The following is a 12,652-nucleotide window of genomic DNA, read 5'->3' on the forward strand; positions in this document are numbered from 1 at the left end:
AGCTTGAAAAAATGTTGTGAGTAGCTATGGCGAAAAAAATTGATCAGCAGCGCGGTGGCAAAGGCGGTTATGTTGGTGATCTGCTTCCTCAGGTTATCGATAAGTATCGCCTGCGGAAAAAAATGGAGCTTTACCAGTTGTTTGCCAGATGGCCGGAGGTAGTGGGTCCTCAGCTGGTAAAAAAGTGTCAGCCCCTGTTTATCAGTCGGAAAAAACTACATGTCAAAGTTGTCAATCATGCCTGGATGCATCAGCTTTATTTTTTTCAGGATCGGATTATTGATCGTTTCAATGAATTAGCTGGAGGTAAAATCCTTATTACTCACCTGCATTTTGAGCTGGGAGAAATAGCAGTGGAAAATCAGTCTGAGCCTGACTCCACTGTCACGACATGTTCTTCCCGCTTGATAGGTGAATGGGAGAAAAAAAAGATAAAAAAAGAGATATGTCGTCATGTGAAAGATCCCGAACTGGCGGATATCCTCTATCAGCTACGCTTGAAAGACCGAATACAGCAGTTGTTGAATTGAAACGGGTGGCTGTCCTGAAAAAGATGAATCTCCCTGTTGTTCCTGGAACCCTCTATATCATTCCCACTCCCATTGGCAATCTTGGTGACCTGACGGCAAGGGCTTTAGAAACCCTGAAACAGGTTGATAAGGTTGCGGCTGAAGATACCCGTACGGCCCGCAAATTATTTGCCCACTTTGGCATCGATACCACCCTGGTTTCATTCCATGAATACAGCGCTGAAAGTCGGATAGCATCCTTGGTGCAACAGCTGGAAAACGGCCAAAGTATCGGTTTGATTTCGGAAGCGGGAACTCCCGGCATCTCAGACCCGGGATTTGCCCTGATCAGGGCCGCAATAGCTGCAGGAATTCCTCTGGTCTCCCTGCCTGGACCCTGTGCGGCCATTACCGCACTGACCGCATCAGGATTGCCAATGCACGAATACTATTTTGTCGGATTCCTGCCGACCAAAAAAAGCGCCCGTAGCAAACGCCTGGCTGAACTGGCTGAGATACCTGCCACCATGATATTCTATGAATCTCCCCGGCGTTTGAAGGCAACTCTGGCAGCGGTAGCAGAAACCTTGGGTAATCGGAATATCTGCATTGCCCGCGAGCTGAGCAAAATTTATGAGGAATATATCCGTGGTTCGGTTGAAGATATTATCGTCCGGGAAAGTGATCGTAAATGGCGGGGGGAGATCACCCTGCTGGTTGCCGGAGTGCATAAGGGTGATCAGGGGGGAAATGCAGTCGATCCGTTACAGTTGAAAAAGCGGCTGCATGAATTGATGAGCTCCAGTAAATTATCTACCAGGGACTTGGTTGATGTCCTTCAGGCTGAGTTTCCCGGCTGGCGAAAAAAAGATATTTATCGGTTGGTGCTGGATGCCGGTAAGTAAAGGGTAAAGTTGGGGTGTTATATGAATCTTTGTACATTCCTCAGGGTTAAACGCAGTGAAATTATTGATGACTGGGTGCAGCAGCTGAGCCGCACAATCAGTGACCGTTACCGCGAACGTAACTTATCGGAACTGCGTGAGACTGTGGCCCGGGCCTATGACGGAAATTATTCGGTTATCTGCAACCATGATTGGCAGCCAATTGAGGAGTTTATTGTTTTCATTACGAGAATGCGACTTGATCGGGGATTCTCTCTCTCTGAGGTCCAGAAAGCCTTTGGTATCTTCCGAATCATTATGATCAATCACTTACCGTTGGTTTTTCAGGGAGAGGAATTGTGCAATGCTCTGCTTTCGGTAAATAATTCGGTGGATGTCACGATTAATCGATTTAGTGAATATTTCCAGGGCAAGCATGAAGAGGAAATGCAGGGTTTTCTGGAGAGTCTTGAAGAGAAGGTTGAAAAAAGGACAGAACAGCTCTACAATTCTGAAAATCGCTATCGGACCTTGATTGAAGATATCAGTGATGGTTATTTTGTTTGTCGTGACGATCGGCTGATTTTTGCCAACCGGGCTCTGGGCAGAATGTTGGGACGAGAACCTGAAACCTTGGTGGGGGAAAGCTACGGTAGTCTCTTTGCCGGGACCGAAGATCAACTTTCTGAAGTTTTAAATCATGAAATTTATGAAACCGAAGCAGTTAAGGTTAATGGAACAAAATTCCCGGTTGAGATCAAAATCAATTGGGTTCGCTATGATGCTCTGCCGGCCCAGGCCGGAGTTTGTCGGGATATCACTGAGCGGATGGAATCGGTGCGTAAAGAACTCGAGCATGAACGATTGGCTGTAATTGGTCGTATTGCCACTGTTTTTGCCCATGAGATCAGAAATTCGCTCTCATCAATAAAGGTCAATGTCAGGATTTTACAGAGAAAGCTTAATCTGGCTGAAAACGATACCCGGCGTATGGAGATTATTCTGCGTGATATCGATAAGCTTGACAAGCTTCTACAGGATACCCTCTTTTTCTCCAGACCTCTCGAAATAAGTCCGCACTGGTATGATGTCAATGATCTGATAAATAAGGTTATACGGAGGTTTGATGATCTTCTGGCCGCTGCGGGTATCCTCATACAGGTTGATCTTGACGAGGCGATGCCGGAAGTCAAAGTTGATGGTAACAGTATGGATATTGTTTTTGATAACCTGATCACCAATGCGATAGAGGCCCTGCACGAATCCCCGGATAAAAGATTAATCATTTCGACCCGCTTTCAGAAAAACACAGGCGCCGATAATGGTATGATTGAAATTGCTGTGGCCGACAACGGTTGCGGTATACGGGAAGATGAGCTAGAGCAGATTTTTCAACCTTTTTTTACCACCAGGAAAAACGGTATTGGTCTTGGACTCAGCAATGTTGCCAGGGTGATTGAACAACATGGTGGTTCGATCGGGGTTGAAAGCAAGATTAATCAGGGCACAATTTTCAGGGTTGTACTGCCATGGCAAAAAGAATTGAAATAGTCATCGTTGACGATAACCTGGAACTGCTGGAAAGCCTGGAACTCTATTTTCGGGAAAAGGGTTATGGGGTTGCCATAGCTGATAATGGTGAAGCTGGATTGGCGCTGATTCAAGCCCAAAAGCCGGCGGTTGCCATTGTCGATCTGCGTCTGCCCGGTATGAGTGGTCTGGCACTGCTGAAAGCGCTTAAAGTTGAGGGTATAGATTGTCGGACAGTTGTTATAACAGCCTATCAGGAGATGGAAACTACGGTTCAGGCTATCAAGCTCGGAGCTTTCGACTATTTACATAAACCGATTGATATTGATGCTCTTGATGCGGTTATAGACAAGGCCTTAAGTGATATCCCTGAAACTGAATCTATAAAGGTTGTGGATGAGGGGTTCAAGGAGAACACGATTGTTGGCCGCTCCCATGAGTTGAAAGAGATTTTTAAGCTTATCGGACTGCTTTCAGAGGTGAAAACCACGGTTCTGATTGTCGGCGAGAGCGGTACCGGCAAAGAGTTGGTGGCCCGGGCTATTCACTATTACAGCTCGTCGGCCGGAGAGCCTTTTATTGCTCTCAACTGTTCTGCAATTGTTGAAAATCTGATTGAAAGTGAACTTTTCGGCCATGAAGAAGGCAGTTTTACCGGGGCCAGTGAGACCAAAAAAGGCAAACTTGAGGTTGCCGGTGGTGGAACCTTATTTCTCGATGAAATCAGTGAGATTCCCCTCCATTTGCAGGCCAAACTACTACGCTTTATCCAGGAACGGGAATTTGAGCGGGTTGGGGGAAATCAGAAGATAAAATTCAATGCTCGGATTATAGCGGCGACTAATCGTGATCTTGCGCAAATGGTTAAGCGGGGAGAGTTTCGTCAAGACCTCTATTTTCGGCTCAAAGTTTTTGAGATATCTATCCCGCCTTTGCGAAAACGCAAAGATGATATTCCTCTGCTGGTGGAGTACCTGATAAAAAAAATAAACCGCACTACCGGTAAAAAAATTCAGCGAATTTCTAAAGTTGCCATTAAGCGGTTTATGGAGCATGACTGGCCCGGAAATATTCGTGAGTTGGAAAACGTCTTGACCCGTGCCGTAGTTCTTTCCAAAGATAATTGTCTGCAGGAATCTTGTGTTGTTAACCTGCTGCGCCGACCGCAGGCTGATTATCCAACATCTTTTCAATTAAAAAGTTTGAGCGAAATCGAAGCCCAGCACATTGCTCACGTCCTTGAATGTTGTCACGGGAACATCTCCCGGGCGGCCCGCATCTTGGGAATTACCCGACCTACCTTACGAAATAAAATCAAGTCACTGGATATCTCTTTCGGAGATAGCTGAAGCAGCTTGCCCAGCAGAGATATTCTTCATCGATGATGGAAAATAATTATCCACCTGGAAAATTCTTATCCACCGACACCCGCTTATTTTCTGTTTTTCAATAAAACGATTTTATAGTATTGAGATTCCTTTTTAAGTAATTTGATTTTATTTCCCTTTGTATCTGTGTGAATTTAAACTATGGAAACTTTTTTAAGTGTATGTGCGGGTTAGAATGCTATTTCATGGCATATTCATTGCTGGTTATTATGGAATTGGTTTTTTTGAATGCAAGATAATATCTAACTGATGCAGGAGGTGTGGCGATGAGAATTGGTAAAAGTTTTGTCTGGTTAATAATCGTATTACTGGTTGTCTGTACTGCAAGTGTTGCCGGTGCTGCTGCTACCGGAAAACCAATCGTTTTGGGATGTCCGTTGTCAACCGCTTTTCTCTATGGTTGGGATGCTGAAAGAGGGATTAAGCTGGCTGTTGAAGAGATTAATCAGGCCGGTGGCGTCACGTTTGAAGGGGCTGCTCATCCTTTTAAGGTTGAAGTTATCGATACCCGGTCGTTGGAACCCGGGGTTCCGGTCAGCGAAGCCCTGCTCGGGGTCGAAAAACTTATTCTCGAAAAAAAGGCTGATTTTATTGTTGGCGGTCCGGTTCGTTCGGAAGCGGCGATGGCGGTTATGGACTTGCTCAATAAACACCAGAAGGTTTCGATCGTCACGACCGGAGTCTTGAGTCCGGGCTACCACAAGCGGATTGCGGCTGATTACGATAAATTTAAATACTGTTTCCGCAACTCTTCAGAGATCATCACGATCGGTAAAGATATGATCAAGGTTTTTAATCTCTTAAATAGTGAACACGGTCTTAAAAAAGCTTTTATCATGGTTCAGGATGTTGCCCATGCCCGCAAAGCCGGTGGATTTATCGCCAAATTGCTCAAGGGTACCGGCAAATGGGAAGTTCTTGGTCAGGAGATTTATCCCACCGGGGCCACCGATTTTTCCATGGGTCTCTTGAAAGCCCGCCGCCTGAAAGCTGAAGTTCTGTTTATCTGGATGGATATGCCGGAATCGGCGATTCTGCTTAAACAGTGGAAGAATATGCGGATGAAGTGTGTACCGATGGGTTTTATGTCGGCGGCTGAACAGCCTAACTTCTGGGATGCCACCAAGGGTAATTGTGAATACACGATTGTTGATGCCGTCAATGGCGGTAATGTACCTTCAACCATGACACCATGGACGATGAAGTTTGTTGACAGCTACAAGAAAAAATGGGGTCTGGAACCGGAAGGCTATGGGACTTCATCCAGTTATATGGCCGTTTATCAGTTGAAGGCAGCCATCGAAGCGGCCGGCAGCCTTAATTCTGATGCGGTGATCAAGGCTCTCGAAGAACAAGATCTGATGGGGGTTTACGGGCGGATGAAATTTGCGAAGAACCACCAGATTATCCCTTCTGGCGATCCGGAAAAAGGTGCGGCCGGCTGTCTTTTTCAATGGCAGAACGGCAAACGGGTACAATTCTTTCCCAAAGCTGGAGCGACCGGGGATATTATCCTGCCGCCCTGGATGAAATGACGGGGGTAAATATTATGGAATTTGCTGATCTGTTTTCCCTGCTTGAGGCCCGCAAGAGTTGTCGCTCTTTTCAGCCGGAAGTGTCTCTTAAGCCGGAAGAAATTAAAATGATAATCAAGGCCGGCCAGCAGGCTCCCAACCCGCTTAACCAGCAGCCCTGGTCATTTGTGGTCATCACTGCCGATAAGATCAAGAAAAAGCTGCGCCAGGCTGGTGAAAAGGCCAAGCAGACAGTCTTGGATAAAGGTGGACCCGGCTGGGTTGGCGGTTTCAGTATTGATTTTATGGAGGAGGCTTCGCTCGTCATTGCGGTTCTGGTCAACCCTGGTAAAGGTGGTCTCGGAGATTATTTTAATCAACCTACTGGCAGTATACAGGCCGGTTCGGCCTGCATGCAGAATATGATGCTGGCGGCCACGACTTTGGGTTTTGGTTCCCTCTGGTTTACTTTTTTCGATCCGGCTGAGGTCCGGCCGATTATCTCGGTGCCCGATAACCTTGAGATTGTCGGTCTGCTCTTTGTTGGCAAAGCAGCTGGAGATGTACCTTCCAGTCGCCGTCGTGATCCGGTGATTTATGCCGATTGTTTTGGGGTCGAGTATGATCAGGGTTGATTCGGTGTAGAAGGTGCGAGGGCGTGGAGCCATAAAGACAAAAGATTGATTTTGTAAACAAAGCTCTGCGTCCTTGCATTAAAAAATGATAGGTTGAAAGGATATGAAAATATGAATATTAATCCGGATTTTATTTCGCCCTGTGGGCTTTATTGCGGAGTTTGCGCAATTCACATAGCTTATCGTGACAACAATCAGAAATTTAAGGAGAGTTTGGTGGGACTTTACAAAGGGGGTGTTCCTGGCAAGGGTACTCTTCCCGGAAGTGAAAATCTTTCAACTGATGATATCCGATGCCAAGGGTGTTTATCTGATGATTTGTTCATGCATTGCAAACAGTGTGAGATCAGGGAGTGTACAATAAAGAAGGGATATGCCGGATGTCATCAGTGCGACGAATTTCCCTGTCATTATATTGAAAATTTTTCGATGGCTGTTGGAAAGAAGGTAATTTTGCGGTCTGTTCCATATAGAAGAAAATTTGGTACGGAAAAATGGATTCAAGATGAAGAATCCCGATATTTTTGTCCGGAATGCGGCAACAAAGTTTTCCGGGGAGTTGTAAAATGCAATCAGTGCAAAGCAAAGTTGGACCTGGATTAGTGTTTCTAAAATGTTTCATTAAAATCGTATAACGTCACCAACCTTGAGGTTTACTGGTGGAAATTTTAATTTACGGGATTGTTAACAGCTTTAAACTGATCCTTATCGCTTTTGGCTTTACCCTGGTTTACGGTATCAGTCGGCTGCCCAATTTTGCCCATGGAGCTATCTTTGTCTTTACCGGTTTTGTCGCCTGGATCATGATGCATAAACTACATTTGTCCTTTCTGCCGGCGGCGCTGTTATCTTTAGGTTGTGCATCCCTGGTCGGGGTCATAATTTACCAGTTTATTCTTAAACGCATCCGGGGCATGAATATGAACGAGATTATTGCCACTTATGCGATTGGGGTGGCGCTGATCGAGACCTTTCGCTGGCTCGGTTTCAAAGGAACCACCTTTACTTTGCCGGTGCTCTTCGAAGGGATGGTTTTTATCGGTGACGTACCGATCGATTACCAGCGTTTGATGGTGGTCGCTGTCGGCCTGGTGATGTTGGTGGCCGCCTGGGCTTTTACCAAGTTTACGAAAACCGGTCTCGCCTTGCGCGGGATTGCTCAGGATGAGCGGGCAGCGATGATGCTCGGCATCGATTCCGACATGACTGCCACCCTGGCCATGGCCTTAGGTTCGGCCATGGCCGGGTTGGCCGCGTTGATGATTTTTCCACTGGGCAGTATTGTGGTCGAGGCGGGCTACAATACCCTGATTTTTGCCTTGGCTGTCTGTATGGTCGGTGGTATCGGCAGTTGGGGGGGGACCATCCTGGCGGCTTTTGTTCTTGGTTTTCTCCAGGTTATTACGGTTACCTATCTGGCCACCCATTTTCAGATGGTGGTTACTTTAGGGGCCATCATTGCGACCCTGATTTTAAAACCGTCAGGTTTTTTCGGTAAACATAAAGAGCTTGAAGAGAGAGTTTGAAAAATGAAAACAGGAATGCGTAAAGAGAGGATTGATCGTGGTATCAAGGTTCGTTCCGACGGCATTTACGCCTTATCGTCATGGCGTGAGATATCATATCTCATGGCCCCTCGCGCGTTGCTTATCGGTGGCCTGCTTCTGGCTCCGTTAATCCTCCATTTTTTCCCCTATTGGCAGAAAGTGCTTTTGATTGTCTGTATCTATGCGCTTTTATCAATGGCCTTTGATTTTCTTGCCAACTATGTCGGTCTGGTCTGTCTCGGGGGCTCATTTTTTGTCGGGGTTGGTGGTTATGGGGCTGCCCTGCTGAATAAATATTTGCACTTTTCTCCGTTTCTTTCGATCCCTATGGCGGCGTTGGGCGGGGCCGCTTTCTGTACTCTTCTATTGTTACCTTGCCTGCCTTTGCGTGGGGTCTATTTTGCCATTGTAACTTTGATGTATCCGTTGATGATGACTCGTATTATCGAGGCTTTTGAACTCTTCGGTGGTACCAACGGGATGATGGATATTGCCGGTTTTGCCAATCCTTGGGCTGAACAGTATTTCCTGATTATTTCCACCTTGGTTTTTCTTTTTGCCCTGCGCCGTCTGGCGGTTGAGGATATCGGTCTAGTGATCAGGGGGATCAAGGATAACGACCAATCAGTCAGGGCTTCGGGCATCAATATAACGGTTGTCAAAGCTCAGGCCCTGTTTTACGCCGCTTTCTTAGGCTGTTTTGCCGGGGCTTACCTGGCCCATGTTTATATGTGGGCTGGTCTTTCCATGTTTGCTCTCGATTTTTCAATTATCCCGATTGCCGCAACCGTCATTGGCGGCGGTGGTTCTTTGCTTGGGGCTGTGTTAGGAGCGATTTTTCTGGTGCCGCTTTCAGAGGCCCTGCGTGCTTTCGGGCCTTTACGGATAGTGGCGTATTCCTTGATTTTGACGGTGGTGATTGTCATCAAAGGTGAGGGGTTGCTCAATTACTTGTCCCGTAAGTATAGTCAGTTTGAGCGTTGGGTAGAAATATAATGACTATGTTAACCGTTAAAGAGCTGAGTAAAAAATTTGGCGGGGTTACGGCCTTAAGTGATATCAACTTTTCGATCACCAAAGGGGAGATCTTAGGGGTCATCGGGCCCAATGGTTCAGGTAAAACCACGCTGATAAACTGTATTACCGGTTTTATCAAGGCCACCGCCGGTGAGATTATTTTCAATGGTCGCAACATTAGGGGGATGAAACCGTATCGGATTGTCAACCTGGGCATCTGCCGCACTTTTCAGATTATGCGCCCGTACAACAGCATGCCGGCTTACAAAAACTTAATTATTCCTCTTTACAGTCCACGGGCCCGTAAGACCGGTGGCTGGCGTGGCGGCGGCCGCCATGGGGATCGCAATATTATTGCCCTGGATCTGCTGGAAGAGGTTGGTTTTGAACGTGAATCAAAGGTTCCTTACAAGCTTGCCGGAACTTTGCCGACCGGCTACCTGAAACGGCTGGAACTGGCCCGCTGTTTGGCTCTCAACCCGGAACTCCTGATTTGTGATGAGGTTTTTTCCGGCCTTAGTATGAGTGAGATTGCCTCAATGGTGCCTTTGATAGAAAAGCTCAATCAATCCGGAGTAACGATTATCATGATTGAGCATCGCCTCAAGGAGCTTTTCAGGGTTGCCAGGCGGGTTATGGCCATCAGTTATGGTGATAAGATCATTGAAGGTACTCCAGCAGAGGTGATGGCTAATGAGAAGGTTAGGGAAGCCTATCTCGGGGCTGAGGAGGTAGTTTAAGATGTTGGTCGCCGAAGGATTGATGGTTTTCTATGAAAACATGCTGGCCCTTAACAATATTGCGCTGAGCTGTGGTGAAAACCAGATTATAGGAGTTTTCGGGGCCAATAGTGCCGGAAAATCAACTTTGATGTATACTCTTTCGGGGATTATTTTAGACCTGATGAAGAAGGAAAAAATGCGGGGTGGGGAACAGATAACCGTAATGGGTAAAATTACTCTGCATGGCCGGGATATAAGCCGGCTCAAACCCCATCTGCGTGCCCGCATGGGGTTGGTTCTCTGTCCCGAAAGGAGGCGTCTTTTTCCCGAAAGCAGCGTCCTTGAAAACCTTAAGATCGGTGCCTATATGGCCACCCGAAAAGAGGCTAAGGAGACCCTGGAATATGTTATGGAGATCTTTTCCCCTTTAAAAAAGCTGCTTCGTCGCCCGGCTGGTTTCTTAAGTGGAGGGGAACAGCAGATGGCGGCCATCGGCCGGGCCATGATGGCGCAGCCGAAGCTCCTTTTACTCGATGAACCGCTTTTAGGTTTAAGCCCGGCCTACCAGCAGGTTGTTATGGAGTCGGTCAAGCTTATTCGTGAAACCAAAAAAATTTCCATTATAATAACGGAACAGTTTGCTCGGCCGGTTATTCCGATTGTTGACTATGCTTACATCATGGAGAACGGCTCCGGGGTGATGTCCGGATCCGGCCAGGAACTGCTCGATAATCCTGACGTCAAAGCGGCCTATTTCGGGGTATGACCAATTGGGGTACGATATGAATCAACGTAACACCTACACCTTTTCAGCTTTTGAAGCAGCTTGCCTGAAATATCCGGAGCGCAACGCCCTGATCTATCTGGGGCGGAAATTTTCCTATCGTTCTCTAAAGCAGATGATCGATCAGTTTGCCACCGCCCTGCATCGCTTAGAGGTGGGGTATCAGGACAAGGTCATGATCTATCTGGGCAATTCGCCGCAATGGATCATTGCTAATTTTGCCATCCAGAAACTGGGCGCCGTGGTTGTACCGGTCTCGCCGATTTACACCTCGTATGAACTGCTCTACATGGTACAGGATGCCGAGGTAGAGACGGTTATCTGTATGGATACTAATTTTGGTTATGTTAAGGAAGTCGATCGTCAGCATCCTTTACGGCGTATAATTGTCACCAACTTGACTGACATGCTCTACACCTGGCAGAAGATTTTCGGCACTCTGGTTGATAAAATTCCCAAGGGCAGTACCGTCCGAGGGGACAATATCTATCGTTTCAACGAACTTCTGCACCAGGCTCCGCCGCAACCGCCTGATGTCGATATCGATGTCCATAAGGATCTGGCCTATATCATGTATACCGGTGGGACCACCGGCTTTCCCAAGGGTGTACCCGGCAGCCATGCCAGTGAGGTTTCGTATGTCAGCGATGTCATGGGTCTTTTTGGTGATTATATTGATGAAGGCAACGATACCATGATCATGGTCAATCCGCTTTTTCACATTATGGCCAAAGGTTTTTTGCTCGCGGCCGGTCTCAATTTCGGCGTTACCACGGTGCTGATGCCGATCCCGGAGGTCGATGCCGTACTCCGGGAAATAGAACGTTTCAAAGTTCGCTGGATGCTTGGGGTGCCGGCACTTTATCGCATGATCCTGGAAAACGACCGGTTGCCCAGTTATGATATTTCCTCGCTTAAGTACTGCTATTGTGGCGGGGATGTTCTGCCGGGTGAAATATTTAAGCGTTGGTGGGAGCTGACCGGTAATCCTCTCTATCAGGTTTATGGCTCGACCGAAGTCGGTCATCTGACCTATAGTCGTCTCGACCGGGATCCCGATCCCAAGACAGTCGGTAGTATTTTGCCCTCAAGGCGCTGTCTGGTAGTTGATCCCGAAACCCTGGAGGAGGTCGAGGTCGGGGCTACCGGTGAATTGCTGGTGACCTCACTTTATACGAATAAAAGTTACTGGAATAAACCTGAGGAGACGAAACTCTCCTATGTCAAGATAGGTGATGAGATCTTTTACCGCATGGGCGATTATGTCTGTATCAATGAAAACGGTGAAATTCAGTTTGTCGAGAGAACCGCTGATACAATCAAATATAAGGCCTATCGTATTTCAGCCTCCGAAATCGAAGCGGTTTTACAGGACCACCCCACAGTGATGGGTGCTTGCGCGGTTGGAGTTCCGGATGCTAGTTGTGGCGAACGCATCAAAGCTATTGTTGTTCTCAAGGAGGATGCCAAAGGGGTTGATGGTGAGACTTTGACCGGCTGGTGCCGTAAGCGACTGGCTCCTTACAAGATTCCCCATTATATAGAATTTCGCGATATGTTGCCGAAATCAAAAGTCGGCAAACTTTTACGCCGTGAAATCAGGGATGAGGAAAAACGTAAAGAAGCTCAGAAAAAAACCGGGGACAGACCCCGGTTTTTCGATAGATTTGCGGATAAGATTAACAGCTTCAGCTAACAGAAATACCTCGGCTACGAAGGTAGTCTTTGACATCGCCAACCCCTATAATCCCGAAGTGAAATACCGACGCTGCCAGCAAAATGGAAGCACCCGCTTGAACGGCGTCAAAAAAATGTTCCAGTTTTCCAGCTCCACCAGAGGCTACTACTTCCGCTGAAACCGCTTCCTTGATAGCCTTGATTACCGGCAGGTCATAGCCGGTCCGGACACCGTCCCCTGCCTTGCTGGTGGGGAGGATGACCGGAACTCCGTAACCGTCAATTTGTTTTGCCCATTCAATGGCATCAAAACCAGTAGCTGTCCGCCCACCGTCAATATAGACTTCATAGCCTGAGGGCAAGGCAGCATTCTGATCCACATCGATGGCAACCGTTACCTTGTCGGCACCAAAAGCCTTTACCATTTCCGCGATTACTTCAGGTT

13 protein-coding genes are annotated in these 12,652 nt (G+C 47.2%); 12 read left to right on the forward strand and 1 reads right to left on the reverse strand.

The window, feature by feature from the left end:
• Positions 1-26 precede the first annotated feature (26 nt).
• The 12 genes from U9P07_07655 to U9P07_07710 all read left to right on the forward strand — a co-directional run bounded on the left by U9P07_07655 (position 27) and on the right by U9P07_07710 (position 12,226).
• Entirely contained in the window at positions 27-530 is a 504-nt protein-coding gene (locus U9P07_07655; protein MEA2109278.1) for a DUF721 domain-containing protein, read from the forward strand.
• Between the two features lie 23 nt (positions 531-553).
• Positions 554-1,414 carry a 16S rRNA (cytidine(1402)-2'-O)-methyltransferase gene (rsmI, locus tag U9P07_07660; GenBank protein MEA2109279.1) on the forward strand — a complete coding sequence of 287 codons (861 nt, stop codon included), beginning with the start codon at positions 554-556 and terminating at the stop codon, positions 1,412-1,414.
• A gap of 21 nt (positions 1,415-1,435) precedes the next feature.
• On the forward strand, positions 1,436-2,944 hold the full coding sequence (locus tag U9P07_07665; protein ID MEA2109280.1) for an ATP-binding protein: 1,509 nt from the start codon (positions 1,436-1,438) through the stop codon (positions 2,942-2,944).
• On the forward strand, positions 2,923-4,272 hold the full coding sequence (locus U9P07_07670; protein ID MEA2109281.1) for a sigma-54 dependent transcriptional regulator: 1,350 nt from the start codon (positions 2,923-2,925) through the stop codon (positions 4,270-4,272). Before U9P07_07665 ends, U9P07_07670 begins: the two co-directional genes overlap by 22 nt.
• A 305-nt stretch (positions 4,273-4,577) precedes the next feature.
• Entirely contained in the window at positions 4,578-5,846 is a 1,269-nt protein-coding gene (locus U9P07_07675; GenBank protein ID MEA2109282.1) for an ABC transporter substrate-binding protein, read from the forward strand.
• A 14-nt stretch (positions 5,847-5,860) separates the two neighbouring features.
• Complete coding sequence (locus tag U9P07_07680; GenBank protein ID MEA2109283.1) at positions 5,861-6,460, forward strand: nitroreductase family protein; 600 nt, start codon at positions 5,861-5,863, stop codon at positions 6,458-6,460.
• 111 nt (positions 6,461-6,571) lie between these two features.
• Positions 6,572-7,063, forward strand: coding sequence for a DUF3795 domain-containing protein (locus tag U9P07_07685; protein MEA2109284.1), 492 nt, complete (start codon positions 6,572-6,574; stop codon positions 7,061-7,063).
• 56 nt (positions 7,064-7,119) lie between these two features.
• Positions 7,120-7,986, forward strand: coding sequence for a branched-chain amino acid ABC transporter permease (locus U9P07_07690; GenBank protein MEA2109285.1), 867 nt, complete (start codon positions 7,120-7,122; stop codon positions 7,984-7,986).
• Positions 7,987-7,989: 3 nt separating this feature from the next.
• A complete protein-coding gene (locus tag U9P07_07695; GenBank protein ID MEA2109286.1) occupies positions 7,990-9,003 on the forward strand; it encodes a branched-chain amino acid ABC transporter permease in 1,014 nt (337 codons plus the stop codon).
• Positions 9,003-9,764 (forward strand): ABC transporter ATP-binding protein, encoded by a 762-nt coding sequence (locus tag U9P07_07700; protein ID MEA2109287.1) that lies wholly within the window; start codon positions 9,003-9,005, stop codon positions 9,762-9,764. Before U9P07_07695 ends, U9P07_07700 begins: the two co-directional genes overlap by 1 nt.
• A gap of 1 nt (position 9,765) precedes the next feature.
• Complete coding sequence (locus tag U9P07_07705; protein ID MEA2109288.1) at positions 9,766-10,512, forward strand: ATP-binding cassette domain-containing protein; 747 nt, start codon at positions 9,766-9,768, stop codon at positions 10,510-10,512.
• A gap of 16 nt (positions 10,513-10,528) precedes the next feature.
• Complete coding sequence (locus tag U9P07_07710) at positions 10,529-12,226, forward strand: class I adenylate-forming enzyme family protein (GenBank protein ID MEA2109289.1); 1,698 nt, start codon at positions 10,529-10,531, stop codon at positions 12,224-12,226.
• Here the strand turns inward: U9P07_07710 and U9P07_07715 are convergent.
• Positions 12,219-12,652 (reverse strand): HisA/HisF-related TIM barrel protein (locus U9P07_07715; protein ID MEA2109290.1); only part of this gene is annotated, 434 nt, incomplete at its 5' end. The two genes, U9P07_07710 and U9P07_07715, sit on opposite strands and share 8 nt — an antisense overlap.

The organism is Pseudomonadota bacterium (assembly GCA_034660915.1).
In the GTDB taxonomy this organism is placed as follows: domain Bacteria; phylum Desulfobacterota; class Anaeroferrophillalia; order Anaeroferrophillales; family Anaeroferrophillaceae; genus DQWO01.